Annotated in this window: 20 protein-coding genes and 2 pseudogenes; 9 read left to right on the top strand and 13 right to left on the bottom strand. The window is 73.0% G+C overall.

The window, feature by feature from the left end:
* The first annotated feature begins 53 nt into the window (after positions 1-53).
* Entirely contained in the window at positions 54-1289 is a 1236-nt protein-coding gene (locus ACFYUZ_RS24970; protein WP_389312697.1) for a hypothetical protein, read from the top strand.
* Between the two features lie 193 nt (positions 1290-1482).
* Here the strand turns inward: ACFYUZ_RS24970 and ACFYUZ_RS24965 are convergent, their stop codons facing one another.
* Positions 1483-2658, bottom strand: a complete 1176-nt coding sequence (locus tag ACFYUZ_RS24965; RefSeq protein WP_389312695.1) for a glutathione-independent formaldehyde dehydrogenase — start codon at positions 2656-2658, stop codon at positions 1483-1485.
* A gap of 312 nt (positions 2659-2970) precedes the next feature.
* A complete protein-coding gene (locus ACFYUZ_RS24960) occupies positions 2971-4092 on the bottom strand; it encodes a hypothetical protein (RefSeq protein WP_389312693.1) in 1122 nt (373 codons plus the stop codon).
* Positions 4093-4433: 341 nt separating this feature from the next.
* Between ACFYUZ_RS24960 and uvrA the strand changes: the two genes are divergently transcribed.
* Positions 4434-6902 (top strand): excinuclease ABC subunit UvrA, encoded by a 2469-nt coding sequence (uvrA, locus tag ACFYUZ_RS24955; protein ID WP_389312691.1) that lies wholly within the window; start codon positions 4434-4436, stop codon positions 6900-6902.
* Positions 6903-6992: 90 nt separating this feature from the next.
* Here the strand turns inward: uvrA and ACFYUZ_RS24950 are convergent.
* The 7 genes and pseudogenes from ACFYUZ_RS24950 to ACFYUZ_RS24920 form a co-directional block, all read right to left on the bottom strand.
* Positions 6993-7099 (bottom strand): annotated as a pseudogene (locus ACFYUZ_RS24950) (DUF2975 domain-containing protein); the annotation flags it as partial.
* A 67-nt stretch (positions 7100-7166) separates the two neighbouring features.
* On the bottom strand, positions 7167-8843 hold the full coding sequence (locus ACFYUZ_RS24945) for a M4 family metallopeptidase (protein WP_389312690.1): 1677 nt from the start codon (positions 8841-8843) through the stop codon (positions 7167-7169).
* A 406-nt stretch (positions 8844-9249) separates the two neighbouring features.
* Positions 9250-10179 carry an oxygenase MpaB family protein gene (locus ACFYUZ_RS24940; RefSeq protein ID WP_389312688.1) on the bottom strand — a complete coding sequence of 310 codons (930 nt, stop codon included), beginning with the start codon at positions 10177-10179 and terminating at the stop codon, positions 9250-9252.
* Positions 10180-10690: 511 nt separating this feature from the next.
* On the bottom strand, positions 10691-11515 hold the full coding sequence (locus tag ACFYUZ_RS24935) for a DUF2785 domain-containing protein (protein WP_389312687.1): 825 nt from the start codon (positions 11513-11515) through the stop codon (positions 10691-10693).
* A 287-nt stretch (positions 11516-11802) separates the two neighbouring features.
* Entirely contained in the window at positions 11803-12135 is a 333-nt protein-coding gene (locus tag ACFYUZ_RS24930; protein ID WP_389312685.1) for a hypothetical protein, read from the bottom strand.
* 357 nt (positions 12136-12492) lie between these two features.
* Positions 12493-12996, bottom strand: a complete 504-nt coding sequence (locus ACFYUZ_RS24925; protein WP_389312684.1) for a hypothetical protein — start codon at positions 12994-12996, stop codon at positions 12493-12495.
* A 178-nt stretch (positions 12997-13174) separates the two neighbouring features.
* Positions 13175-14608: an MFS transporter gene (locus ACFYUZ_RS24920; protein ID WP_389312682.1), complete on the bottom strand. Its 1434-nt coding sequence runs from the start codon at positions 14606-14608 to the stop codon at positions 13175-13177.
* A gap of 60 nt (positions 14609-14668) precedes the next feature.
* On the opposite strand from ACFYUZ_RS24920, the gene ACFYUZ_RS24915 reads away from it, so the two are divergent.
* Complete coding sequence (locus ACFYUZ_RS24915; RefSeq protein ID WP_389312680.1) at positions 14669-15472, top strand: ArsR/SmtB family transcription factor; 804 nt, start codon at positions 14669-14671, stop codon at positions 15470-15472.
* A 208-nt stretch (positions 15473-15680) separates the two neighbouring features.
* On the opposite strand, the gene ACFYUZ_RS24910 is transcribed toward ACFYUZ_RS24915, so the two are convergent.
* The gene (locus ACFYUZ_RS24910; protein ID WP_389312678.1) at positions 15681-16604 is read right to left on the bottom strand and encodes a phytoene/squalene synthase family protein; all 924 of its coding nucleotides are present in this window, start codon (positions 16602-16604) and stop codon (positions 15681-15683) included.
* A gap of 93 nt (positions 16605-16697) precedes the next feature.
* Here ACFYUZ_RS24910 and ACFYUZ_RS24905 point away from each other — a divergent pair, with 93 nt between their 5' ends.
* Together ACFYUZ_RS24905 and ACFYUZ_RS24900 are read left to right on the top strand one after the other, a co-directional pair.
* Positions 16698-17309 (top strand): hypothetical protein, encoded by a 612-nt coding sequence (locus ACFYUZ_RS24905; protein ID WP_389312676.1) that lies wholly within the window; start codon positions 16698-16700, stop codon positions 17307-17309.
* Positions 17306-18298 carry a nucleotidyl transferase AbiEii/AbiGii toxin family protein gene (locus ACFYUZ_RS24900; RefSeq protein ID WP_389312674.1) on the top strand — a complete coding sequence of 331 codons (993 nt, stop codon included), beginning with the start codon at positions 17306-17308 and terminating at the stop codon, positions 18296-18298. The genes ACFYUZ_RS24905 and ACFYUZ_RS24900 overlap by 4 nt, the downstream gene beginning before the upstream one ends.
* 89 nt (positions 18299-18387) lie before the next feature.
* Here ACFYUZ_RS24900 and ACFYUZ_RS24895 read toward each other — a convergent pair whose 3' ends face one another.
* The gene (locus ACFYUZ_RS24895; protein ID WP_389312672.1) at positions 18388-18639 is read right to left on the bottom strand and encodes a hypothetical protein; all 252 of its coding nucleotides are present in this window, start codon (positions 18637-18639) and stop codon (positions 18388-18390) included.
* A gap of 149 nt (positions 18640-18788) precedes the next feature.
* Here ACFYUZ_RS24895 and ACFYUZ_RS24890 point away from each other — a divergent pair, with 149 nt between their 5' ends.
* The 3 genes from ACFYUZ_RS24890 to ACFYUZ_RS24880 all read left to right on the top strand — a co-directional run bounded on the left by ACFYUZ_RS24890 (position 18789) and on the right by ACFYUZ_RS24880 (position 24439).
* Positions 18789-19892 carry a serine hydrolase domain-containing protein gene (locus ACFYUZ_RS24890; protein WP_389312670.1) on the top strand — a complete coding sequence of 368 codons (1104 nt, stop codon included), beginning with the start codon at positions 18789-18791 and terminating at the stop codon, positions 19890-19892.
* Between the two features lie 159 nt (positions 19893-20051).
* Positions 20052-20648, top strand: coding sequence for a hypothetical protein (locus tag ACFYUZ_RS24885; RefSeq protein WP_389312668.1), 597 nt, complete (start codon positions 20052-20054; stop codon positions 20646-20648).
* A gap of 170 nt (positions 20649-20818) precedes the next feature.
* Complete coding sequence (locus tag ACFYUZ_RS24880; RefSeq protein WP_389312666.1) at positions 20819-24439, top strand: hypothetical protein; 3621 nt, start codon at positions 20819-20821, stop codon at positions 24437-24439.
* Positions 24440-24505: 66 nt separating this feature from the next.
* Here the strand turns inward: ACFYUZ_RS24880 and ACFYUZ_RS24875 are convergent, their stop codons facing one another.
* Positions 24506-25018, bottom strand: coding sequence for a GNAT family N-acetyltransferase (locus ACFYUZ_RS24875; protein ID WP_389312664.1), 513 nt, complete (start codon positions 25016-25018; stop codon positions 24506-24508).
* 120 nt (positions 25019-25138) lie between these two features.
* Between ACFYUZ_RS24875 and arr the strand changes: the two genes are divergently transcribed.
* A complete protein-coding gene (gene arr / locus ACFYUZ_RS24870; protein ID WP_389312662.1) occupies positions 25139-25567 on the top strand; it encodes an NAD(+)--rifampin ADP-ribosyltransferase in 429 nt (142 codons plus the stop codon).
* Positions 25568-25570: 3 nt separating this feature from the next.
* Here the strand turns inward: arr and ACFYUZ_RS24865 are convergent.
* Positions 25571-25723, bottom strand: a pseudogene (locus ACFYUZ_RS24865) (IS481 family transposase); the annotation flags it as partial.

Genomic DNA, 25723 nt, shown 5'->3' with positions numbered 1-25723 from the left:
GTTGACGTGCACCTGTAGGGTCTTCCGGGAGGACGATCACGCAGGGGGAAGCGATGGACACGCCGGCCGCGCAGGAACAGACGCAAGGACGATTCCGGGACCGGCTGGCAGCGGCGGCGGCAGCGGGGGCCGAGGCCGCCGACCTCGATCGCATCGCCGAGCAGGTCGCCCTCCAGCTCCACGAGAGCGGACAGGAACCGGACTTCGAGGTCAGGACCGCGGACTTCGCGACCGACCCGTTCTTCGTCTGCGCCGACCGCTACTGGCGGCGGCGCTTCGCCGACAGCCCGTCCACGGACACCGCCCTGGCCTGCGCGCGCTGGATCGCCCTGCACACCACCCCCGGATGCCGCTCGGCCGTCCGCGAGCAGTGGACCCTCGGCAACGGCTTCATCAACCGGTCCCACGTGGAGACCCGCGAACAACTCGACGAAGCGGCCCGAAGCCTCGCCGGAGCCCCCGAGGCCGCCGACGCGGCCCTCACCCTCCTGCTCTACCACGCGGGAAAACTCCGCGCGAACTTCGCCTTCGACGACCTGAACGCCGCCCTCACCACCTCCGCCCTCGCCGCCCTGGCGGGCCCCCGCCGCGAGGAGCCGGTGATCCTGGCCCTGCGCGCGTTCGCGGCGTTCGGGAGCCGCGCCCTGACCACCGAGCACGCCCGCGGCCTGCTGGAACGGGCATGGGAGGCCGCGCACCGTTCGCGGCACGTGATGGACGTGTGCCTGAACGGGCTGGCGTTCTCCGTCCCCTTCGACGGCCAGGGCGAGCTCCTGCGCCGGCTCGCGCAGGAGGCCGTGGACGCCCACCCCGACAACCACATGTTCCGCTTCCGTCTCGCCACCGCCCACCATCTGTGCGCCGACCACGACGAGGCCCTGTCGCACGTCGATGCCGCGCTGGCCCTCCTCGCCCACCACGGCACCTTCAGCCGCGAGCTGCTGATGGAGCAGTACCTGGTCAAGCGGGACGCCATCCAGGAAGCCCGGCTGCGGGCGGCACGGGACGCGGAGCACGAGGCCCGCTGGCGGCGCCAGGAGGCCGCCAACGCCGACCTGGAGCGCACCCTGCACAGCTCCTCCGTGCGGGCGGTCGAACTCGTCGCCGTGTTCACCTCGGCGATCGCCTTCGCCGTCGGCTCCCTCCAGGTCACCCTCAGCGGCACCCTGAAGCTGCGCGAGCGGCTGTGGCTGCTGACCGCCCTGGGCGCGGTGCTGGCCGTCTTCGCCCTGATCATCGTCGGCGGCACCTGGCTGATCACCCGCAGGCGCTCCCGCGGCGGGAACTGAAGGGTGCTGCCACCGCGGACACCGCTGAGCGTACGCCGTTCCTCCTCCGGGCCGGAGCACGGGCGATCCTTGTGGGTTCAGGGCCGGCCGGAGCGCGGCGATCGCCCCCGGTCCCGTCCGGCGGGCGGGCAGGTCACCACCCGCCCCCCGGCCGGCCCAGGGGAAACAGGGGAGCACGGCGGCCCCGGGGCTCTTACCGCTTGTGGCCGTTCCCGTGTCCGTTCGGATGGAGGACCACCTTGGTCCAGCCCTCGTCACGGGCGTCGAAGTGCTCGTACGCGGCGGGGGCCTCGTCCAGGCCGAGTTCGTGGGAGACGACGAAGCTCGGCTTCGCCTTCCCGCCGGCGATCAGGTCCCGCAGCGCCCGGTTGTACCTCTTCACCGGCGCCTGCCCCGTGCCCATGCGCTGACCCTTGAACCACATCATGCCGAAGTCGAGCGGGACCTTGCCCTGGGCTTCCAGCTCGCCCTGGGCCTCCGCGCCGCCGGGGTCCTGGGGCAGGAACACGCCCACCACGCCGATGTCGCCGGTGAACCTGACCGAGTCGATCAGGCCGTTGAGCGTGAGGCTGGCGTCCTCGTGCCCTTGGGGGTCGTGTGCCTGGTAGCCGACGCATTCGCAGCCGTTGTCGGCGCCCAGACCGAGGGTGGCCTCCTTGACGACCTCCGCCGGGTCCTGTTCGGCGGTGTTGATCGGAATGGCCCCGAGCTCCTCCGCCTTGCGCAGCCGGTCGGGCTGGTGGTCGGCCGTCCAGACGCGGCCGGCGCCCTTGAGGAGGGCGGAATAGGTCGCCATCAGCCCGACCGGACCGGCGCCGAAGACGATCGTCTGGTCACCGGGTTTGACGTGGGCCATCTCGGTGGCGTGATAGCCGGTGGGGAAGATGTCGGCGAGCATCACGTAGTCGGTCTGCCGCTCGGCGGCGTCCTCGCCCAGACGCAGCGCGTTGAAGTCGCCGTAGGGCACGCGCAGCAGCTCCGCCTGGCCACCCTGGTAGGGGCCCATGTCGGCGAATCCGTAGGCGGCTCCCGCGAGGGCCGGTTCCGGCTGCATGGTCAGGCAGTAGTTGGTCAGACCCCGCTCGCACTGCTTGCAGAAGCCGCAGGCGATGTTGAAGGGCAGGACCACGTACTCGCCGACCTGGACCTTGCGGACGGCCGAGCCGACCTCCACCACCTGGCCCATGTTCTCGTGTCCCAGGGTGCGGCCGGACTCGAACGAGGTGCGGCCCTCGTACATGTGCAGGTCCGAACCGCAGATGTTGGTGGTGGTGATCTTGACGATGATGTCGCAGGGGTGCTCGATCTTCGGGTCCGGTACGTCCTTCACCGTGATCGTTCGCGGTCCTTCGTATATCGCTGCTTTCATGATGGCTTCCCTCGATGCCGCGGCATGGCGGCGATGGAGAGGGCGCGAAGAGCCTGACCCTCGGAAGTGCTGCGACGGGTCCGGAGCTCCGGCACGCCTCGGGGGCCGTTCACCTGGATGGGGGAACGGTGGGTCCGTCGCCGGCCCGCCAGAGGGAGCCTCGGCGCTCCGGCGGCGTGCCAGGCGGCTGCCCGTCGGCCCCCGAGGCGAAACGAATACGCACCGACCGATCAGCGGAATGTCCGGACCCGGACGGCCACCGAGCGACGGCACGTCTCCGACCGACGGCACGTCTCCGACCGAGGGCACTTCCTAGTCACCGTGGTCGTCCTGCAACATGCTCCGACGCTCCTGCTCGCGCTTGGAGTAGGCGGCTGCCCGGATCGCCTCGTCGCTCTCCAGGCCCGATCCCAGCGCGCCGCCCACCGTGGCGACCGAAGCGACGAACCAGGACAGCGTCCAGTACTCCGTGGCGTGCAGCGGGGTCTGCGTCGTGGAAGCGAACACGTGGCCGTTGAGGATGAACAGCGCCCACACCAGGTTGATGAGCACCAGACCCACGTAGCAGACGACCACCCCGATACCCACGGTCACGACCGTCGAGGCGTTGTAGAGAGCCGCCCTCTTCCTCGCCTCCGGCGAAACCTCATCCGTTCGATGCCACAGGTTCGCGTCCACGATCAGCCAGCCGATCATGAGAGCGACGGACCCGACCATGGCGATCACCAGGCGTGGCGTGCTCAGGTAGGTGGCCAGGCTCCAGACGGTGGAGTTCACGGTGGCGACCGCTCCCGTCGCGAGAGCGGCCGCCAGGGCTTTCGACAAGCCCGGCACCAAGCGCCACGGCCGGTTGGCGCGGACCATACCGAGGAGCACCCGCAGGTAACCGCGCGGCCCGCTGACGACGTACCGCAGGTCGGCGATCTCCTCCTCGCCGACCGGGTCCGGATGGACGGGTGCGAGACGACCGGTGAAGGGCCCCCGCAGCGGCCGGCTTCCCGGAGGCTCCTCAGGCCCGGTGGCCTGCGGGCCCGCCAGGCTGAGCACGGCTTCCTCCACGGCCTGCCGGGCCCTTGCCTGCAGCCGGAAGCCCCCCAGCGTGGGAAGGGACAGCAGCGCCACGCCGTGTTCGTGACTCAGATCCACCATGAGCTTGCGCCCGTGCGAGTGCAGCGGAAGGTCGGTGAGGGCCACGACGATGTCCCAGTTCCCCTCGCTTCCGCGGTCCATGATCCGGTGCATCAAGGTGGGCGGGTCCTCGGCCCCCGCGGTGAAGGGCTCACTGATCACCTCGACGTCGAACCGTCGTCCTCGGCCCGACCTGTCGGCCAGCCGATCGGGAAGCGTCCGGGCCATGCGCCGCGCGATCTCCGTCGGCGCGTCCGGATCCGCCAGAAGAGCCACGACCGTAACGTCCTGTGACGACACCCGCATGACTCCCTCTCGTCGGCTTCCCCCGCGATCGCACGTGGCCACAGGATGCCTCCCCGCGGTGACGCCCACGCCGCGTGACACGCTCGCCCCTGCCGGCAGGCGCGGGCGGTACGGTCGGAACTCCTCGTGCTCCGTGCTCCCCGCGCACGAACGATCCTCGTCATGGGCGAAGGGCGAGGCCCGGCGACGCCGTTCCCTTCACGCCCACGGACGGTTCAACGGTCAGACGCTCTCGAACGTTTTACGGGAGCGTCCCGTACCGCCTCCGAGTGCTCCTGCGGGCGGGACCCGGTGACGGCGCCTGTCGCGCGGTTCCCGGCGCGATCGGGTAATCAGGAACGGTGAACAAGGACGCGACGGACCCCTTCGTGCATGTCCGGGGCGCCGGTGAGAACAACCTGCGGAACGTCGATGTCGACGTTCCCCGGGACGCGATGGTCGCCTTCACCGGCGTCTCCGGTTCGGGCAAGTCCTCGCTCGCGTTCGGCACGCTCTACGCGGAGGCCCAGCGGCGCTACTTCGAGTCCGTGGCACCGTACGCCCGAAGGCTGTTGCAACAGGTCGGCGCACCGCACGTGCGGGAGATCACCGGACTGCCACCGGCCGTGGCCCTGCAGCAGCGACGCGGATCGCCCGGCTCGCGCTCGACGGTCGGCACCCTCACCACGCTGTCCAATCTGCTGCGCATGCTGTACTCCCGCGCCGGCACCTATCCGCCCCGGGCCGCACGGCTGGAGGCCGAGTCGTTCTCACCCAACACCGCGGCCGGCGCCTGCCCGGAGTGCCACGGCCTGGGCGTCGTGCACGACGTCGCCGAGGACCTGCTCGTCCCGGACCCCTCGCTGAGCATCCGCGAGGGGGCGATCGCCGCCTGGCCGGGCGCCTGGCAGGGCGCCAACCTGCGCAGTGTCGTGAGCGGCCTGGGGATCGACATCGACCGACCGTGGCGCAGGCTCAGGAAGAAGGACCGGGACTGGCTGCTGTACACGGACGAACAGCCCTCCGTGTACATCGAGCCGGAGGAGGACCGCGTCGACTACGGCTACCAGGGCAGGTTCTGGAGCGCCCGCAAGCACGTCATGCACGTCCTCGCCGACTCCAAGAGCGAGAAGATGCGCGAACGGGCGCTCCGGTTCGTCAGGAGTGTGCCCTGCCCCGAGTGCCACGGCAGCGGACTGCGGCCCGAGGCGCTCGCCGTGACCTTCGCCGGACGTTCCATCGCCGAGGTCAACGCGATGCCGCTCACCGAGGTCGTGGCGCTGCTGCGGCCCGTCGCGGGGCGCTCCGAGGCCGACGCCACCACGTCGACCGCCCGATCCGGGGAGACGACCGAGGTCGCGGTCCGGATCTGCGGCGATCTGGTCGCGCGGATCGACGTACTGCTCGACCTGGGCCTCGGATATCTCGGCCTCGGGCGCCGCTCGACGACCCTGTCGCCGGGCGAGGCGCAGCGCCTGCGGATCGCCACCCAGCTGCGCTCGGGGCTGTTCGGCGTCGTCTACGTCCTCGACGAACCCTCCGCGGGCCTGCACCCGGCTGACGCGGAACCGCTGCTGGACGTGCTGGACCGCCTCAAGGCGGCGGGCAACTCGCTGTTCGTCGTGGAGCACGACATGGACGTCGTACGGCGGGCGGACTGGGTGGTCGACATCGGCCCCGGTGCGGGCGAGGGCGGCGGACGCGTGCTGTACAGCGGTCCGGTCGCCGGTCTTGAGCGGGTCGGGGAGTCGGCCACGGGCCAGTACCTGTTCGGGCGCGCCCGGCCGCTCGATCACCGCCCGCGCACACCGCACGGCTGGCTGCACCTGCGCGGCGTCTCCCGCCACAATCTGCACGACGTGTCCGTCGACGTACCGCTCCGCGTCCTGACCGCGGTGACGGGCGTGTCCGGTTCCGGAAAGTCGACGCTGGTGACGCAGGTGCTCGCCGAGGTCGTCCGCGTCCACCTCGGACTCGTACCCGAGGACCCCGACGAGGCGCAGCTGGAGGTCGACGTCCAGGACGCGTCGGGGGTCGAGTCGTTCGACCGGCTGGTCCGGGTCGACCAACGGCCCATCGGTCGGACTCCCCGGTCCAACCTGGCCACGTACACCGGGATGTTCGACGCGGTGCGCAAGCTGTACGCGGCGACGGACGAAGCCAGGGCGCGCGGCTACTCGGCCGGGCGGTTCTCCTTCAACGTGCCCGAAGGCCGGTGCGAGACCTGCCAGGGCGAAGGGTTCGTCGCGGTGGAACTGCTGTTCCTGCCCGGCACCTACGCGCCGTGCCCCACCTGCGAAGGCGCCCGGTACAACGCCGAAACGCTGGAAGTCGCCTACCGCGGCAAGAACATCGCGGAAGTGCTGGCGCTGTCCGTCGACGCCGCCGCCGAGTTCCTGTCCGCCGTCCCGGCCGCCTCCCGCAGCCTGGAGACGTTGCGCGAGGTGGGACTGGGGTACCTCCGGCTGGGCCAGCCCGCGACGGAACTCAGCGGCGGTGAGGCGCAACGCATCAAACTGGCGACCGAACTGCAGCGAGCCCGCCGCGGGCACGCGCTCTACCTGCTCGACGAGCCGACGGCGGGGCTGCACCCCTCGGACATCGCGCTCCTGCTGCGACAGCTGCACCGGCTCGTCGACGCCGGCAACACGGTCGTCCTCGTCGAGCACGACCTGGACACGATCGCCACCGCCGACTGGGTCATCGACCTCGGTCCGGGCGGCGGCGACGCGGGCGGCCGGGTGGTCGCGGCGGGTCCGCCGGCCAAGGTGGCGAGGGCCCGCCGCAGCGCCACCGCGCCCTATCTGGCGGCCCGGCTCGCGCGCTCCTGACGACAGCGCGAGGGGCTGAGTACCGGTCAGCCGGCTTCGGGACACTTCGGCTCCAGGCCGCCGGCCTGGAGCCGAAGTGCCGGTGCGTCCGATGACGGTGACGCCCGGGTCGTCCCGCCGGCCCGGCGCGTTGAAGGCCGTGACCGCGAACCACAGGAGGGCCGCCCGTCGATCGCGCCGATCACACCGTCCGCGTAAAGGGCGGGGCGGTGCCCGGCAACCCGGACACCGCCCCTTGAGCACCCTCGTTCACCGCCGTACGGGTCAGGCCTTGACGTTCACCGCCGCCCAGGCGGCGTCCACGGCCTTGACCTCGGCGCTGTCGGCGCCGTAGAGGTCGGTGGCCGCCTTCAGGCTGCCCTCGCGGGCGCCGTGGTAGTCGGTGGTGGAGGTGAAGTAGGCGGTCAGCGCCTTGTACCAGATCTGCACGGCCTTGTCGCGGCCGATGCCGGTGACCGTCGAGCCGTCCACGGTCGGGCTGTCGTAGTGCACGCCGTTGATGTCCTTCGCGCCGCTGCCTTCGGACAGCAGGTAGAAGAAGTGGTTGGCGACACCGGAGGAGTAGTGCACGTCGAGGTTGCCGACGCCGGCGCTCCAGTAGTCGGCCGAGCCGCGGCCGTCCTTGCTGGGCCGGTCCTGGTGGCGCAGCGGCTTGCCGTTGCCGAAGATGTCGATCTTCTCGCCGAGGAGGTAGTCGCCCGGGTCCTGCGCGTTGTTCGCGTTCCACTCCACCGCGGTGCCGAAGATGTCCGAGGTGGCCTCGTTCAGGCCGCCGGACTCGCCGGAGTACTGCAGGTTGGCGGTGGCGGAGGTGACGCCGTGGCTGAACTCGTGGCCGGCCACGTCGAGCTGGGTCAGCGGGTGCTGGTTGTTCGCGCCGTCGCCGTAGGTGATGGTGAAGGAACGGTCGTCCCAGAAGGCGTTCCGGTAGGCGTTGCCGTAGTGGACCTTGGAGACCGGGGCCCGGCCGTCGTTCTTGATGCCGTTGCGGTGCAGGACGTTCTTGTAGAAGTCCCAGGTCTGGGCGGCGCCGTAGGCGGCGTCCACGGCGGCGGTCTGGTTGTGGGCCGGGGTGCCGTCGCCCCATGCGTTGTCGGCGTCGCTGAACAGGGTTCCCTTGCCGCCCGTGCGGTGCTGGAGGTCGACGGTGCTGGAGCCGCCGCGCTCGTTGTCGACGAGGTCGTAACCCTTCGACGACACGGTGGTGTTGACACTGACGGCGCCGCTGTACTGGCTGACGCCGGTGCCGACCGCGCCGGTCCGGGGGCTGCCCGGCTTGCCGGCGGCGGAGCTGCCGCTCTTACCGGTGACACCGGTGACGCCGTCGGCTATGCCGTCGATCAGCTGCTTCTCGTACAGCTTCTGGCCGGTGTCGGCGTCGGTGACGACACGCAGCAGGCTCGGGGTGACGCCGTCCTGCTGGGTGCCGGTGACGACGGTCTCGTAGGCGAGGACGGGCTTGCCGGTGGCGGCCCAGATGACCTTGCGGGGTGCTTCGCCGGTGGCGGCTCCCGCGGTCTTCGCGACCCGTGCCGCCTTGACGGCGGCGGACCCGGCGGCGGTCGCGGTGAGCTTCGGGGTGAGCGAGTCGACCTCGATGGCGGCCCGGACGGCTTTGGTGACGTCCTTGACGGCCCCGTCGGCGGCGCGATGGACGATCAGGTCCCCGCCCAGGACCGGAAGGCCGGCGTACGTACGGTCGTAGCGGGTGTGGACCGTGCCGTCGGCGTCCCTGATCACGTCCTTGACGACCAGCTTCTCCTTGGCGCCGAGGCCGAGGGACTGAGCGGTGACCGCGACGGGCGCGCCCTCGTGGACCGGAGCGGAGCCCGCCGAGGCGGTGGTGGCACCGACGGTCAGCAGACCGCCGGTGAGGACGACCGCACCCGAGGTGAGCGCGAGACGGCGCGCCCTGCTGCCGGCGGAGGAAAACGTGGACATGTGGTGTCTCCAGGAAATCGTGGGGAGTTGGACGGGATCGCCGCCGCCCACCCGGTCAAGGGGGACTGCCTCGATGGCCAGGGACACTCCCAGCCCGCCGCGCACATGTCACGCGTCATAAAAGGGGATTGAGAAGCTCACGCCCGAAATGCGGGCCGTCCTTTCATCGGAAGAACAAGAGCCCGATACACGCAGACACAGGTGTCACAACCACCCGCAACACACCTGAAAGAAGCTCCGCACCGCCCCGGACGTCGCCGACGACGGCAAGGGGCTCGGGGCAGGGCAGGGCGGGGCGGGGCAGGGCTATGCCCGGGAAGCCCGGGCACCGAAGGCTTCCCCCGGGATCAGCCGAGGCGGCGCATGTGAGGGAAGCGGACCAGGGCCGCCGGGGTGTCCTTCCGGATCACCCCTGAGGACCGGACGAAGACGGCTCGTGCTCTCGGGATCCGGCCCCGGGAGCAGGCGCCCGTCGGGGCGCCGAGGGCATGATCCACCGGATCGCCGCGACGACGGCTCGCCCGCCGGGACGGGCGAGCGGCAGCATCAGGCGCGTGGCGTACGGCAGGTCGAGGCGGGCCCGGACCCACGGGGGCAGCAGCTCGACCGCCGCGGCCGCCAGGAACGCGTAGGGCAGCCGCGCGGGCCACGGCAGCGGGGGCCGGGAGAGCAGATAGCGCGCCGCGGCACGCGACTGCGCGGTGGCGCGCAGCTCCGGGCGGTACTCCGCGAGCCGCGCCGTCAGTTCCGTGGTGCTCTCCGGCGGGTCCACGACCCCCAGCCGGCGCGCGACCCGTGCCATGTCGGCGACGTAGCCGTCCGCCGCCCGGGGCTCCAGCGGACGCCTTCCGTACCGCTGGTGGGCCCTGAGGAAACAGGCGGTCTCGGCCGCGTGCACCCAGGCGAGCAGATGCGGATCGGAGGCCTGGTACGGCACGCCCTCCGGCGTCCGCCCCCGCACCGAGTCGTGCACCCGGCGCACGCGGAGCACCGCGCGCTCCGCGTCCTGCGCCGTACCGAACGTCGTGGTCGCCAGGAAGGTGCTGGTGCGCTGGAGCCGCCCCCAGGGGTCGCTCTCGAACCCGGAGTGCGCGGCGACCGCCGCCATCGCGACGGGGTGCAGCGACTGGAGGAGCAGTGCGGCGAGCCCGCCGACGTACATCGCCGCGTCCGTGTGCACGAGGCGCACCGGACGGTCGGGACCGAACCAGCGCGGTCCCGGCGTCCCGTGGATGCGGGCCCGCTTCTCGTGCGCGGTCGGGCCCGCGACCCGGTGCAGCAGCGCCTCACCGGCCCGCTCCCGCAGCTCACCGAGACGCGGTGGGGTCCAGAGCACCCCTCCAGTGTGCGCCAGAACCCCGCGCGGGCGCCGCTCCCGCCCCTCGGGCACCCTGCGGGGGCAGGGGAGTGGGCGTACGGGTCGCGCGCCCCGCCCGCTTCCAGCAGGTCCATGTTCAAGCGCGCCCGCCCCCCCCCGCGGTCCCCGACCACCACCGACACCGACGAGTGCCTCGGGTCCCCCTGAGCCGAGTCACGGACCTGCGGCTCCTCACGGGGCACGACAGCGGAACGATCGTTCTGGGAACGGTGTGGGTCGCTCCGCACCCCCGTGACCACGGCCGCGGTGTCCACCCCGACACGGTCGGCTTCCGTGGGGAGGTCCACCCGGTCGATGCCACGGATCGTGCCGCCACCCGAGCTGTCCTTCGACCGCAGGCCCTTCCGCCGCTCCACGGATGGATCACACAGGCGATCACCGCCGACGAGACCTGGCAACGGACCGGCCGTCGATGCTCCTGGCGATCGACCGACGGCCACCTCACGCACCACGCGGTGGCACCGGCCCGTCACGCCCCCTGGAAGGTCGGGGCCAGCACCTCCGTCAGGCGCCGCTTCAGCGTCTCCGCGTGCGGCGGGCGCGCGGGGGCGCCGTCGATCCGGACCCCCGTGTCGGCGAGGAGGTACAGCATCCGCAGCGTGCGCATGGCGTTGGAGGTGTGCGCGGCCACGGTGGGGGCGCCGCGCCGACCGGCGGCGAAGTCCGCCTCGATCGCGTCCAGCCAGCCGACGGCCTCGGCCTCGGACAGTTCCGGCCGGGTGAGCGTGCGGGCGACGCCCTGGGCGAGCCGGTCGTCCTCCTGCTGGGCGAAGACCTCGTCGGTCGGAACCACGAGCCGCTCCGCGGCCAGCGCCAGCATGTCCTTCGGGTCGACCTCCGGGTGGAGCCCGAAGGCGCCCAGCAGGTCGGCGCCGTGCGCGACGGCGTGGAGCCAGCCGAGCTCGGGGTCGTACCCGCGCAGGTCCGTCTCGGCCGGGAACCAGCGTCGGAAGGCGGCGAGCCAGGCCGGGTCGAAGTCGCCGCGACCGACGATCATGTCGAGCACGAGCGGGGCGAAGGTGCGCGCCTGGATCTCCGGGTCGTCGAACCGGTCGGCCATCACGGTACCCAGCCGGGCGCGCAGCGGCTTGTCGATGACGTCCCGCCGGATCCACGTCCGCAGCACCACGTGGGGAGCACCGTCGCGGATGTCCGGGTCGGGGTGGCGGAGGGCCTCGGCCAGTTCGGTGGCGAGGGCCGGGAGTTCGGCCGCCGCCGGGGCGGGGCAGTCGTTCTCGTAGAGGTGCAGCCAGCGGGCCGCGTCGATCGGTGGCCTGTCGTCGGTCTTGATCACTGCCTCACCTTCTGGCAGGGCCCCCGGCGAAACAACCGATTATCGGACGGGTGGGAGGCGAGCGGGCCGCCCGGCCCCACGGGGGCCGCCTGTCCGTACGCCTCGTCACGCTCGCCCCATGGCCACGCACGGCGCCACGTTGACACCATCCGGCCGGTCGGCAGTCCGGGCCGGATTCCGTCACGCGGCCGGCGACGGCTCCGACGCGGCCCACTGCTCGCCCTGCTCGCCATAAAGGCCCCTCGTCCCGCGCCGGGATCATCCCGGCGCGGGACGAGGGAACGAACTCACGTCCCCAACATGCCCGAGCGGCTTGAAATGAACGTTTCTTCTTCGATGGTTTCACTGAAGGTGCTTTGACGGTGGAAGGAGAACGGCTCATCGTCATCGCGCATCCGCTGATCCGAGGATCGACGAGGAGCGGTCCAGATCGCTTCGAGCTCGAGGGGAGGATACGTTTCCTCGTGCACTTGCGCGGCGGGAGAGCTGGAACGTTTCTGCTCCACCGAGTACTTCAGGGGAGCCGTGCGTTCGATCCCCTTGAGGCGCTGCTCGAAATCGGCCTGCAGTGCGTCCATGGTGTGGAGGAAGTCCTTGAGCGGAATGCTTCCTTCGTACATCTTCTCCTCGTTCCGTACGTCGCCCTGCCCCGGGCCGCACCGGGTCGGGTGCTCGGATGGGGTCTCAGAAAGTCGTCAAATTCAAAATGAAACAGGTCCATTCCTGTCGCACCCCGACCAACGATCTGCGCCGAAAAAGGGAATGCGGCATTCGGGTGATCGCGGGATCAGCCCTCCAGGCCGTCGGTCAAGGCCCGCACGCCGCGCAAGTCGGTCGGCACTCTCGCTCTGCCCGGCGGACGGGATCGGCCGGAGGCACCCCCGGTCCGCCATGAGCGGCCCCATCCGCCCCACCACGCGGATCGGGGCGGTCCGCCGCCGTTCAAGCGCCGGCCCGTTCAAGCGCCGGTGAACGGCTCAGGCGGCAGCCGTCGAAGCGTGGATCCGGCTGACGGCACGCAGGATCTCGTCCCGGTTCTTCGCTCGCTTGACCCAGAGCGGAAGGCGGGCCACCAGAGTCATCCTCCCTCCGGTGTCGTACCAGGGCGCTCGCTCCCGCAGCGACGCCTGGACGAAACGGCGGATCAGGCCGAGGTGTTCGAGGTTGTACGCCCACAGCCAGCCGTGCCGGGTCTCCACCTGGAGCCACAGCGGCAGGCCGAAGTACGGATCCGTCGCGGGGCGGGCCGTACCGCGGGGGAGCGTGACAGGACGGCCGCTCCACGCCCGTGACAGTCCGCAGCCACGGCAGACCAGCCGCCGCGGCCTGAACAGCACCCGGCCCCCGGGCGCGGAGCCTTCCCCGGGCGCCGGAACGACGCGAGCGGCCTTCGCGCAGCCGGGGCAACGCACCATGATCGAGCTGATGAAGTCGTACTCGGTGCTGCGCGGATCCCGGAACCGGTCGGTGGGTGAAGCCATGCGGTGAGTATGCGACTGCTCCGCGGCTCGGCGCATCCGGATTCGCACGCACGTGCACGGGTCGCCGCGCCGACTGCCCGAGCCGTCACGCCGCCTCCCTGCGCGTCGGCGGAGTTCATCGCGGCGCGGGGCGCGCAGCCGGACGGCAGGAGGCCGATGCCCGTGGCCGGTGCGGAGATCAGGACGCGGTGTGCGCCTCTGCCCTGCGCCGGCAGGACAGGGCGAGCAGTGCCGCGGTGAAGAAGGACGCCGACGCGACGAGGGCCGAGATGTGCAGGCCCGAGACCAGGTCCCGGCCCGCGACGAGGGACGCGAAGAGAGCGACGCCGAGCGAGTTGCCGATCTGACGGGCCACGTTGAACACCGCTGACGCCACACCGGCGTTCTCGGCCGGGGCGGTCTGCACGATGGCGGCGGTGGCCGCCAGAACCGTGCTCGGAGTGGCGAGACCGGTCGCGACGAAGGCGGGCAGCAGCGCCCAGTACGGGGTGTCGGGACCGACGAGCAGCCAGCCGGTGAACCCGGCCGCGCCGAGCAGCAGGGCCCCCGTCATGGGTGGGTACGGGCCGTGGCGGGCGGTCAGACGGCCGGTGAGCGGGGCTGCGACGACGGCCATGCACACCGTCGGGAGCAGGGCGAGGCCGGTGCCCAGCGCGCCGTAACCGCGCTCGTTCTGCAGATAGAGCGTGGAGAGGTAGAGCATGCCGTAGTAGCCGAGGTTGAGCAGGACGCCCACCGCGATGGTGGGGGAGAAGCCGGGGGTCCGGAAGAGCGACAGGGGCAGCAGCGGCGGCTTCTCGGCGAGGCCGCGTGCCTCCGTCCGTCGCTCGACCAGGACGAAGAGGATGAGCGCGGCCGCACCGAGGGCACCGGTGCCCAGTACCACCGGCGAGGTCCAGCCCTGCGTGCCGGCCTCGTTGAGCATGCCGGCCGGCGCCAGCACGCCGACGACGCCCAGGACCTGGCCGAGCGGGTCCAGGCCGCGTGCCCCGCCCCGCCCGGCGGGCGAGGGGACGTGGCCGCGGGTCAGCCAGACGGCCAGCAGCGCGACGGGAACGTTGATCCAGAAGGCGGCACGCCAGCTCAGGCCCGCCACCAGCAGGCCGCCCACGAGAGGGCCCGCCGCGAATGCGACGCCGGAGACGCCCGCCCAGACGCCGAGCGCCTTGGCCCGCACGGCCGCCGTCGGGTGGGCCGTGGTCAGCAGGGCCAGGGAGGTGGGCACCAGCAGGGCGGCGCCGGCGCCCTGCGCGAGGCGCCCGGCGATGAGCGCCGCCGGGGTGGTGGCCAGGGCGCAGCCCGCCGAGGCGAGGGCGAAGACGCCGAGACCGGTGAGGAACACCTTCCGGTGCCCGAGCCGGTCGCCGAAGCCACCGCCCATGAGCAGCAGGCCGCCGAAGACGGCGCTGTAGCCGTCGACGATCCAGGCCGTCGCCGAGGCACCGGCACCGACCGAGTCACGGATGACGGGGACGGCCACGGTGACGACGGTGACGTCCAGCATCACCAGGAAGTAGCCCAGGCTTAGGGCGATGAGCGGGGGCCACGACACCCGCCCGGTGGTGGAGACAGGTGTCTCGTTCGCTGCCGCTGTTCCGGTCGTCGTGCTCATACCGGTGATCCTCGACTCCCGACACTTAGCCGTTCGTCAAACTGTGCTTGTACGGCGCCCATGGACGAAGCCGCGGACCGGGCAGCGGACCGGGCCACGGACAGAAGGAAGTCGGAGCCGGAGCCGGAGCTGGCGCGTGCCGCTCGCCTGCTGGCCGGCGCTTCCCGGGCCCGGATGCTCAAGGCGCTGTGCGACGGCCGGCCGCTGACCGTCACGGTCCTGGCGGCCGAGGCCGGGGTGAGCGTGCCGACGGCGAGCGTGCACCTGACGCAGTTGGCCGAGGCGGGGTTCGTACGGGCCGAACACTCGGGGCGCCACCGGTACTTCCGCCTGGCCGGCCCCGACGTCGTCACCGCCCTGGAGGCGCTGGCGGTCATCGCGCCGCCCGACCCCACCCCGGTGACCACACTGCGCGCCCACAGCCGGCACAACGCGCTGCGGCGGTCGCGCACCTGTTACGACCACCTCGCGGGGTCCCTGGGCGTGGCGCTCATGGAAGGCTTCCTCGACCAGGGGCTGCTGCGGCGGGAGGAGGACGACCCCGCGTCCGCCCGGCCCCTCGACCGGCCCGCCTCCTACGGCAGGCAGGCGGCGTACCGCCTCACTCCTCAAGGCACCGAGCGCTTCACCGGGTTCGGCGTCGACGTGGACGTACTGCTCCGAGGGCGGCGCCCCGTGGTGCGCTACTGCGTCGACTGGAGCGAGCGGAGCCATCACCTCGCCGGTGCGCTGGGCGCCGCACTGGCCGCCAGGTTCTTCGGCCTGGACTGGCTGCGGCACGGCGTCTCGCCGCGCGTCGTCCATCTCACCGACGCGGGCAGGAACGGGATGCGGGACGCCTTCGCGATCGAGGTCGCCGACTGAACCCGGAGCGGCACGAGCGGGGCGGACGAACCCCGCCCGACTGCCCCGTAACACGCGGCCCGTACTACCCACCCCGTACCGCGCATCCCCCGCCGCGCAGCCTGTACCGCGCAGGAACCCCGCAAGCGGATCCGTCCCCTCAGCCACGCCCCGGCCCCAGGGCCCCTGAAACCCGCCCCCTCGAAGCGTCTCCGCCCGGCTGACGCCGCTACTTTCCGGACACCCTCCAGGGGCCGACCCCTGGGGCCCGCCGGACCCGTGCCGCCGTCTCCCGCAGCAGCAGTGCGGCGGCCGCCGGCGCCGGCGGACCGGAGGTCCGCGTCGCCAGGGACGCGCCCGCGCGGCGCACCGCGCCGAGACGGAGGTGCTGGACACCGACGAGGGCCCGCACGAAGGGCCGGTACGAAGGAGCCACCAGGCCCGTGAGGGAGACGGAGGCCAGGTCGGCGGCGGCCCGGTCCGCCTGTTCCTCCACGAGCCGGCCCAGCGCCGGGCCGGGCCGGGTGAGGTCCGCCCCGTGGCGTGCCACCGCGTCGGCGGGGACGCCCGCCCGGCCCGCGCGCACGTCCTCGGGCAGGTCCTCCAGGAAGTCGATGCGCTGCATGGCACGGATGAGCCGGTGGCAGCCGTCCGTGAACGCCGCCCGCGCCGCACCGTCGTCGGGGGCGAACAGGCAGGCCGTGAGCATCAGGGCGGGCAGGGAGTACTCCCGTACGTACCGCTCCAGCTCCTCGTCGTCCGCGATGGTCCGCCACGCGACCTCGCGTGCGCAGCCCCGCAGGAACTCCTCCACGTAGGTGCGCACGTCCGGGTGGCGCTCGGAGGTGCGCACCAGACAACGCAGCACGGGCAGTCCGGAGTCGCCTTCGGCGAAGGCCTTCCGTACGAGCCGGTCCCACTCCGCGAGCGCGGCCGCACGCTCGTCCGGGGTCCCGCGGTCGATCCGGTCGTCGGTGTCGTGCATGAACGCGACGGCGGCCACGACGTGCGGCAGCAGCGCGGCGGGGAGCAGCAGCCGCGCGGCCGCGTACTCGGCCGTCCGGTACCTCCGCGCCGCCCGCTGCTGCTCCGTGTAGTCCCGCCGCAGCCGTGGCTCCCTGACCCCGGCCCGGTCGAGGGCCCGCTTCCACATGCCGATCTCCCGTCGTCGTCGGCTGCGAGCCTACGGGCGCCCGGTCCGAAACCCGGATGAGCCCCCGACCTCCTGTCTGCCAGACTCGCCGCAGTGTACGAAGGGTTTGAGATGTACGAGGTCGACGCCGTCTACGAGACGCATGTGACGGTCCGGTGCCGGACCGAGGGGGAACGGGCCCGACTCGACGTCTGGGCGGCGGAGCGGGGGTTGAAGGTCACCACCATCGTCCTCGCCCGGGGCCGGACGCCGGTCCAGCCGATGCTGACCCTGCCCGACCGGACCGGTCACCCGGCGGTCGTGGCCGGGCTGCGGGAGGCCGGTTTCGAGCCGGTGCGGGTCAAGGTCGAGACGGTGCCGTGGAGCGCCGAGCCCGCGGGTCCCGGTGGGGGCTACTACGAGCACCACCTCAAGCTGGCGCTGCCCGCCGCGTACGACCGGGCCGCGCTGGAGGCCCTCGTCGTGCCGCACGGCGCCCACGTCTCGTGGAACGCCCGCCGGGTCCTGCCGGGTCCGGGCGGCCGGCACGAACGTTTCGTGACCCAGCGGCACCCGGGGCCCGCGGACGCGGCGGGACGCGCCTGCGACGCGCTCGTCGCCGCGCTGCTCGCCGCCGGTCACGAACCGGTCGCGCAGGAAAGGGAGTTCGTCCTCTCCGACAGCGACCTGTCGCTGGACGAGGGCTGGCTGGAGGAGGCCGTATGAACGACAAGCCGTGGACCCCGCAGATCCCGGACGGCCCGGGGACCGGCACGGAGCCCCGCGCCGACCACGTGCGCCGCAAGGCCGAGCTTCCGCGCACGCTGACCGCCGGCATCGGTGACGCGGCCGTCCGGCACCGGGTCTTCGACCCGGCCCTCAAGCACTTCGACGGGGCCTACCGGGCCGGTGACGGCGTCGTCGAGGACCCGGAGCTGCGGGCCCGCTGGCAGACGGCCCGGCGCGCGGCCCTGGAGCTCGTCCTCGCGGCCGTCGCCGCCTCGCCGTGGGCCGACTCCCTCGTGCTGCGCGGCAGCATGCTGATGTCCGCCTGGTTCGGGGAGGCCGCCCGCGCCCCCAAGGACATCGACTTCGTGGTCGTCCCCGAGACCTGGCACATCGAGGAGCCGCGTACCCGCGCCATGCTCGACGGCATCGCCGGGGCCGCGGAGCGGCTTGCCGGGGAGAAGGGGGGCACGGACCTGTCGATCTCGGCGGCGGGCGCCGTCTCCGAGTACATCTGGACGTACGAGCGGGTGCCCGGTCACCGTCTGGTCCTGCCCTGGACGGCCCCCGGACTGCCCGGCGGCCAGGTCCAGCTCGACTTCGTCTTCCAGGAACGCCTCCCGACCCCGCCCCGCCCGGCCCGGGTCGCGGGCGCGCACCTGATGGCGGCGGACCGGGAGTCGTCCCTGGCCTGGAAGCTCATGTGGCTGAGCTGCGACATGTACCCCCAGGCCAAGGACCTGTACGACGCGGTGCTCCTCGCCGAGAGCTGCGACCTGCCGCTCGCCCTCCTGGAGTCGGTGCTGCGCGAGGCGGACGAGTGGCCGGGCAGGCCGGACGAGCCGCTGAACCTCCGAATGTTCGAGAACGCCGTCCGCGAGGTCGACTGGACGGGCTTCGACCACGCCCACCCGGACACCGTGGCGATCCGACGGGAGCTCGGAGCCCGTCTCCTGGCGGCCCTCGCTCCGGTGTTCGGGACGCCCTAGCCCGGACCTGTCCTCCGCATCGGCCCGTGGGGTGGCGGCGGCCGTGTCGACAACCCTGCGGGTGGACAAGCCCCGGGGACTGTGTGTCGTCATCGGGGGGACCGACGGGACCGGGCCCGGCTCGTGACGGCGGTGGCGAGGAGGTCGACTCCGGCGACGAGGACGGCGCCGTCCGGGTGGGCGGGCACCGCGTCCCGTACGGCGTGGGCAGCGGCCGCCAGCCGTGCGGCCGGGCTTGCGGGCGGCTCCGCTCTTCCGTCCGGGACGGGGACCCCGTCCAGGCGGGAGCCGACGACCCTGTCCGCGAGTCCGGCGAGCAGTTCCATGACCGCGTCGATCACGTCGGCCCGGCGTACCGGCAGGGTCCGCCTCTCCGCTTCCCTGAGCGCTTGACGCTTGAACAGTGCTCAGATTGGCTTGAGCGCTGTTCGACCTGAGCGGTGTTCGGGACGGCTCACGGGCAACGGCTTACGGATGAAGGGGAGCCCCGGTGGCGGACATACAGGCACAGGTCGAGAACATCCTCCGGTCGCTGGTCGACTCCGGCCGCGAGGCGGGCGCGCAGGTCGCCGCGTACCTGCACGGAGAGCTGATCGTCGACGCCCACGCGGGCGACGGCGTCGGCCCCGACTCCCTCTTCCACAGCTTCTCCACGGGCAAGGGGGTGACGGCGACCCTCGTCCACGTCCTCGTGGAGCGCGGCCTGCTCGACCACGACGCCCCGATCGCCGCGTACTGGCCCGAGTTCGGCGTCCACGGCAAGGACCGCGCCACCGTCCGCGACGCGCTGGCGCACCGCACGGGCGTGCCGCACCTGCCGCCCGCCATCACCATCGAGGAGCTGTGCGACTTCGACGGCATGGCCGCGCTCGTCGCCGGTCAGGAGCCGCTGTGGGAGCCCGGAACCGCCACCGGCTACCACGGCTGGACCTTCGGCTGGATCCTCGGCGAGCTCGTGCGCCGCGTCACCGGCCTCTCCGTCGCGCAGGCCCTGCGGACCCACGTCGCCGAGCCGCTGGGGATCGCCGACTCGCTCCTCTACGGCGTCCCCGAGGAGCACGCGGACCGCGTGGTCCCGCTGGTGGCGGGCTCCTGGGAGAGGGGCCTCGCCAAGATCCCGGCCGAGGCGCCCTTCTTCCTGGCCCTGCCCAACCGAGGTGTGTGGCCCGCCGCCGACAACGCCAACCGCCCCGACTACCTGCGCGCGGACCTCCCCGCCGCCGCGACCGTGTCCGCCCGGGCGGCGGCCCGGATGTACGCGGCCCTGCTCGGCGAGGTGGACGGCGTACGACTGCTTCCGGCGGAGGCGCTGCCCCGCCTGTACGAGCTCCAGACGTCGGAGCCGGACCGCGTCCTCGGCGCGCCGGTCGCCAAGGGCATGGGCTACTTCCTCGACCTGCCGGCGATGGGCGGCGAGCCGGCCTTCGGCCACAACGGCAGCGGCGGCAGCATCGCCTTCGCCGACCACCGCCGCGGCCTGTCCTTCGCCTTCACCCACAGTCTCCTGACCGGCGGTCCCGCCGCCACCACCGCCGCCGACGTGGCGGCGGTGATCCGCACGGCGGTCGACCAGGAGGTCCGGGGCCGGCTCTGAGGCCGGATCACGGAAGTGGTCGGGAGCCGCCGGCACGGCCTGACCTCTTGTCGGACCCCGCTGTTACGTTGACGCGAGGATCTTGCTTCGATCGCTGGTTCCTGCACCTGGTTTCTGCACCTGGTTCCGACACCGGGTTCCGACCTCTGGAGAGGGCGTATGTACGACGAGCGGCTCGCCGCGTTCTCCCGCGAGCGACTGGACGGCCGTCCGGTGCCCGACGACCTGCGCGTGCTGCTGGTGGCGCAGTGGGAGGGCCGCACCGACTTCACCCGTCTCCTCGACCTCGTCTTCTTCGAGCCGGGAGAGGTCCACCCGCTCCTGGACACCAGCTATCTGAGCGAAGAGGAACTCGCGGACCCGGAGATGCAGGCCGTCAACGCCGGAGCCGCGGAGATGGCCGAGTACGTCAAGCTCGTGGCCAAGGGCGGAAAGGGGTGGATCGGATACTGGCTGCACCCCGACGAACCCGCGGACCGCGCCTGGCGCCCCATGGAGCTGGACACCGAGTTCACCTTCTGGACCCTGCTCGGCCGCACCCTGACCGAGGGGGTCGCCGCCGAGCAGGCAAGGCGCCAGGACGAGTCCGACGAGCGAACCGCGTTCACGCGACTGGCCGCCGACCTCGCCGAGCTCGGCCTGCCCCTCGGCACCCAGGAGTACGACGCCCTTGACGACACCGCGTACGGGGTGGACCCCGAGGAACTCATGGAGGAACTGATCGAAGCCGAACGCGAGAAGCGCGGCCTTCGCTGAGCGAGCGCGGCCTTCGCTGAGCGAGCGCGGCCTTCGCTGGGCGAGCGCGGCCTTCGCTGGGCGAGCGCGGTCTTCGCTGGGCGGGAGAAAACGCAGAAGCGCAGAAGCGCCGCACGCCTTCGACCGTCGCCGACCGCGAGTGTCAGTGGCCGCCTCTAGCATGGCGACTCATGATGAAGACGCAGGTGGGAGCGGTCGGGCGGCTGCTGCGCGAGGTGATCGGGGACGGTCGGAACGCGGAGGACGCGGGCGCGCCGCATGGCGGCGCGCTGCGGGCGGTGGAGCGAGCGCGGCCCGCGCGCTCGGTGGCGTCCAAGGTCGCCGCCGCGGGGGGAACCGACGACGAGGCGGCTGCCTTCCTCACGGAGTTGACGGCACGCCACCTCGGTGCGGACGTGGCCCGTTGGCGCGGACTGCACGACACGCTGGCCGACTACCGCGGCGGTCTGCCCGAGCTGGTCGCCGCGCTGCCGGTTCCGTCGGTGTCCGACGACACGCTCCGCCCGCCCGTGCCCCGCAGCGTCCACCGCACGCTCGGCCTGCTCCTCGAACACGCGGAGCCGCAGCACGCCGCGGCCGCGCTCGCCGCCCTGCCGGAGCGGGTGACGACGGAGCTGCTCGCCGGCGGGACTCCGCCGGCGCCCGCCCTCGTCGCCGCGGTCGTCGACCACGGAGACGCCCGCACCCGGACGGCCCTGGCCCGTCATCCCCGCCTCGACACGCGGATCCTGGCCCGGCTGGTCGCGGTCGGCGACGCCCGGGTCGCCGCGGCCGTCTACCGCAACCCGCGCACCACCCAGTCCCTGCGCCGCACCGTCGCGGAGCGGTTCGACACCGTTCCGCTCGACGACGGCCTACGCGCCGAGCTGACGGGCCCGCACGGCCGGGTCCCCCGCACCTGGCTCGCCCCGCTGCTCGCCACGGGCGATCCGCAGCTCGTGGTGCCGGCGCTCCGGTGGGGCGTGCGCCAGGTCGCCCAGCAGTACGCGCTGGTGAGGGTCTGGGAGCGGACCGGTCCGGACGCCGTGCGCAGCCTGCTCGCCGACCCCGCCGCGGCCGCCTGGCTGCACCGAGCCGTCGTGGACACGGTCACCGAGGCCCTGGCCGCCCCGGACGGCGAGGGCCCGCGCCGACTGCGCGCACAGGGCGAGGCGTACGAGGACCCGACCCGGCTGCCCGCGCTGCTCGCCGAGGCCCGGGGCACCAGCACCCTGCGCGACCTGCTGTCCGAGCCGTACGCCCATGACCTCGACGCCCTCGCGGCGGCCCATGCCGCGACCCCGTTCATGCCCAAGGCCTGCGAAGAACTGGCCCGCCACGAGGCGGCGAGCGATGCGCAGCGCCACGCCTTCCGGCTGAGCGTCCTCAACGAGCCGTGGCGCGCCGGGGGCCGTCGCGCGGGGAACACCACCCCGCCCGCGCGGCGCCTCGCGGAGGAGGAACTGGACGACGGCGCCGCCGTCTGGGCGGAGAACATGGCGGTGGCGGGGCTCCTCGACCCGGTCGACCTGATCGGCACCGCGCGCCCCGCCGTCCACGCCCTGGCGGCGCTCGCCCGCCTCGCCGAACGGGGCCTGCTGGGCCCGGCGGCGGTCGCCCGGCTGCGCGCGTCGACGGAGACGAACCTGGGGGAGCGGTGGCGAGCCTGGGAGGCGCTCGACGCCCTCCTGCCCGAACACGGAGGCACGCTCGCGGAGCTGATCGTCGAGGCGGGTAAGACCCCGGACGAGGACACCGCGGAGCCCGGACCGTCGACCGATCCCCCTGCTCGGCCCGAATCGCCGAAGGAGGGCGCTGCCCGGCCCGAACCGCACACCGACCCCGAACAGCACACCGACCCCCAGCCGTCGGCCGCGGAACCCGCACCCCGGCACACCCTCCCCCGGAGCGAGCGCCTGCACGCACTCGCCGCGCTCGACCTGCTGTACTCCCTCGCCCCGGACGACGCGCCCCGCCCGAAGGATCCCGAGGTGCTGCGGGCGCTGGCCGTCCACGAGCAGGCGACCGCCCCCGGGCTCGCCACCCCGCAGTGGTTCACCGCCGCCTGCGCGGCCCACGGCATCCCCGCCTCCGAGAGCGGCTTCGCGTATGAGGCACCCAGCCCCCGGCAGGTGCGCGCACGGCAACCCGAGACGTACGGATCCGGCGCGCAGCACATCGAACAGGCCTACGCGCAGGGCGTGTTGCCCGCCGAGGAACTCCTCGCCCTGCTGCCCGCACGACGCCTGCTCCTGCTGCCCTACGACTGGCAGCGGCTCGCGTTCGCCGACGCCTGGCGGGCCGCGCTCGCCCGCCGCCTGCGCGCCGAACTCGGCACCGACCCGGACGCCTGGCTCCGTCTGGCCGCGACCGCGACGGCGTCCGAAGCGGCCTCGGAGGGGCTGACCTGGGCGGAGTTGCTGGAGCGCGCGCAGTCCGGCGCCGCCCCGGCGGCCGGTGCCGAGAAGCCCATCGGCAGGGCCGGGCCGGGCACGCCCGACGAGGCGATCGGGCTGCTGGCGCACGGCGACCATCTGTGGGCCTGGCCGACGGGCACCCTGCTCTGCCTCGCCGACGCACAGGTCGTCGACGCCGTACTGCCCCGGCTCGGTCCCGACGGGCCGTGGCTGCTCGCCGCGTACCTGCTGCGCCACGAGCGCACGCCGCGCGCCGTCCTCGACCGGCTGCTCGCGGACCGCGACCCCGCCGCCCTGCGGGTCCTCGCCGCCGAGGCCCGCTGGATGGAGCGGAGCGGCGCGGTGGAGCGCCTCGTCGACCTCGAAGACCCCGAGGTGGACCTCACCCTGCTGCGGCACTGGAACCCCCGGCCGGTCGTCCACCGGATCGTGACCCGTTCGCGTTCCGGCACCGGGCGGCCGTCCCTCGGAGCCCGGGTGCTGGCCGACTGGCGTACCAGGGGCTCCGCTTGGCCGGCCGGCGGCATGGCGTGGCTGTGCTCCGCCGAACCGGACCTCGTGGAGGAATTGCTGGAGAAGCACGGCGCGCGGCTCGGCCTCGGCCACCAACTGCTCGGCTGCCTCAGGCTGTTCGAACACGGCGGTGCCGACCGGCTGGCGCGGCTCGCGGGGCGGGACGTGCTGGGGCGCTCCGCCACGACCCTGTGCGCGAAGGCCCTCGCGTCCGCCGATCCCGCCGCCGTCCTCCGGGCCCGGCTCGACCGCGAACTGGCGCCGGAGAAGCTCGTCCGGAAGCTGCGACGCGCCCCCCACGCCCCGCACGCGCGTGACCTCGTCGACTCCCTCCCGCCGGGCGAGCCCGTGGACTGGACCGCCCTCGAAGCCGCCCACGCCCAGGAACCGCTCCCGTACTGGCGGGACATCGTCCGCCTGGACGGCGTCCCGGAGGACGTACGACTGCGGCACGCGGCGCTCCTGCCCGAGCCGGGCCCCGACGGCATACCCGGCAGCGCGCGACTCACCCGGGAACGGGCCCGGCACGGTCTGGGAGGCCTGTTCCACTGCGCACCGACCACCCAGCTGGACGGGCTGCTCGCGGCGGGGCTCCTCGACGGCGCGGACCTGGTACGCCTCGCGGCCCCGGCCGCACGGCTGCTCGCCTACCTGGGCGCCGCCGCCCGCCGCACGGACGCGCCCCCCGGGGCCGCCGAGGCCCGCACCGTCCTCGCCGGCCTGGTGCGCTCCGGACTCGGCACGGACCCGGCGGCCTGGCAGAGGGTCGCCGAGCGGCTGACCGGCCTCGACCCCGAGTGGGATCCGGTGTCGACGGCGGAGACGCTGCTCGCCGACCGGCGGCCGCCGGTCGGACGTGCCCGTCCGGCGGGTGACCGCTGACGCGAGGGGGACCGGCCCGGCCCTGGCACCGGGCCGGGCCGGGCCACGGAGGCGTACGGGCGGGGATCACTCCACCAGCTCGGACGCCAGCAGATCCATGAGCAGCCCGTCGTGCCAGGTGCCGTCCTCGCCCCGCTCGTACTGCCGCATCACGCCGACGCGCCGGAACCCCACCTTCTCGTAGCAGCGGATCGCCGCGCCGTTGTCGGCCGCCGGGTCGATGACGAGCCGGTGATGGCCGAGGTCGTCGATCAGGTGGCGGGCGAGGGTCCGGACGGCGTCGGTGCCGAGGCCCTTGCCGTGCACGGAAGGGTCGAGGAAGAGGTCGATCCCGGCGTGCCGGTAGTCCGGTTCCTCCTCGGAGTACCACTGGATCATTCCGACGATCCGGCCGTGGTGAAGGATCGTCAGGCAGTGGGTGGCGGAGTCCTCCAGCTCGGAGGTCACCTCCGCCGTCATGTCGTCCCCGCCGCGCCACCGTGCCCGGACCTCGGGGGTGGCGCGGACGGCCGCCAGGGCCGGAACGTCCCCGGGGCCGGAGGGACGCAGGACGACGACCGAACCACGCAACTCGTTCATGCGTACAGCCTGCCCCGAGGACCGAGCAGGGGAAAGCCGCTTTTCTCCTGAGCCGGGACTGGCAAAATCCCCCAGTGACATCCGGCCCCACGAGGGCTGCCTGAAACACCCGGAGGGCCCATGACCAGTGAACCCGTACCTTTTCAGGTGTACGAGGCGGGAACCTACCTGCACGGGACGAAGGCGTGCCTGATGCCGGGCGACCTGTTGAGTCCGGGTTACGCGTCCAACTTCGAGGAAGGGCGTGTGTCCCGTCACGTCTACGTCTCCGAGACCCTGGACGCCGCCGCCTGGGGCGCGGAGCTTGCCGCCGGAGACGGACGGGAACGGATCTACGTGGTGGAACCGACCGGTGACCTGGAGGACGACCCCAACGTCACCGACAAGAAGTTCCCGGGCAACCCCACCCGTTCCTACCGCACCCGTCAGCCCGTACGCGTCCTGTCCGAGCTGGAGGGCTGGTGCGGGCACTCGCCGCAGAGGATCCGGGCCATGCGGGAAGGGCTGGCCGAACTGCGCCGCCAGGGCATCGCCGTCATCCTCGACTGACCCCTAGGTGTATTGCCCAGTGAGGTTGGGGACGCGGCTGGCGGGTGGTTTGCCTGCGAGCGCGGTGTGTCCGCGGTGGTGATTGTAGGAGTGCAGCCAGCTCGGGAAGGCGTCGCGTCGTTCCTGTTCTGACCGGTAGGGCCGGGCGTAGGCCCA

It is taken from the genome of Streptomyces sp. NPDC004266, assembly GCF_042874095.1.
GTDB lineage: Bacteria > Actinomycetota > Actinomycetes > Streptomycetales > Streptomycetaceae > Streptomyces.
This window is presented reverse-complemented; position numbering and strand designations above follow the sequence as displayed.

Coding starts and splice junctions, on each gene's coding strand:
- ACFYUZ_RS24945 (WP_389312690.1), bottom strand. CDS start 8,843: ATGTCCACGTTTTCCTCCGCCGGCAGCAGGGCGCGCCGTCTCGCGCTC.
- ACFYUZ_RS24970 (WP_389312697.1), top strand. CDS start 54: ATGGACACGCCGGCCGCGCAGGAACAGACGCAAGGACGATTCCGGGAC.
- arr (WP_389312662.1), top strand. CDS start 25,139: ATGACCAGTGAACCCGTACCTTTTCAGGTGTACGAGGCGGGAACCTAC.
- ACFYUZ_RS24960 (WP_389312693.1), bottom strand. CDS start 4,092: ATGCGGGTGTCGTCACAGGACGTTACGGTCGTGGCTCTTCTGGCGGAT.
- ACFYUZ_RS24965 (WP_389312695.1), bottom strand. CDS start 2,658: ATGAAAGCAGCGATATACGAAGGACCGCGAACGATCACGGTGAAGGAC.
- ACFYUZ_RS24875 (WP_389312664.1), bottom strand. CDS start 25,018: ATGAACGAGTTGCGTGGTTCGGTCGTCGTCCTGCGTCCCTCCGGCCCC.
- ACFYUZ_RS24920 (WP_389312682.1), bottom strand. CDS start 14,608: ATGAGCACGACGACCGGAACAGCGGCAGCGAACGAGACACCTGTCTCC.
- ACFYUZ_RS24885 (WP_389312668.1), top strand. CDS start 20,052: ATGTACGACGAGCGGCTCGCCGCGTTCTCCCGCGAGCGACTGGACGGC.
- ACFYUZ_RS24900 (WP_389312674.1), top strand. CDS start 17,306: ATGAACGACAAGCCGTGGACCCCGCAGATCCCGGACGGCCCGGGGACC.
- ACFYUZ_RS24910 (WP_389312678.1), bottom strand. CDS start 16,604: ATGTGGAAGCGGGCCCTCGACCGGGCCGGGGTCAGGGAGCCACGGCTG.
- ACFYUZ_RS24915 (WP_389312680.1), top strand. CDS start 14,669: ATGGACGAAGCCGCGGACCGGGCAGCGGACCGGGCCACGGACAGAAGG.
- ACFYUZ_RS24880 (WP_389312666.1), top strand. CDS start 20,819: ATGATGAAGACGCAGGTGGGAGCGGTCGGGCGGCTGCTGCGCGAGGTG.
- ACFYUZ_RS24925 (WP_389312684.1), bottom strand. CDS start 12,996: ATGGCTTCACCCACCGACCGGTTCCGGGATCCGCGCAGCACCGAGTAC.
- ACFYUZ_RS24930 (WP_389312685.1), bottom strand. CDS start 12,135: ATGTACGAAGGAAGCATTCCGCTCAAGGACTTCCTCCACACCATGGAC.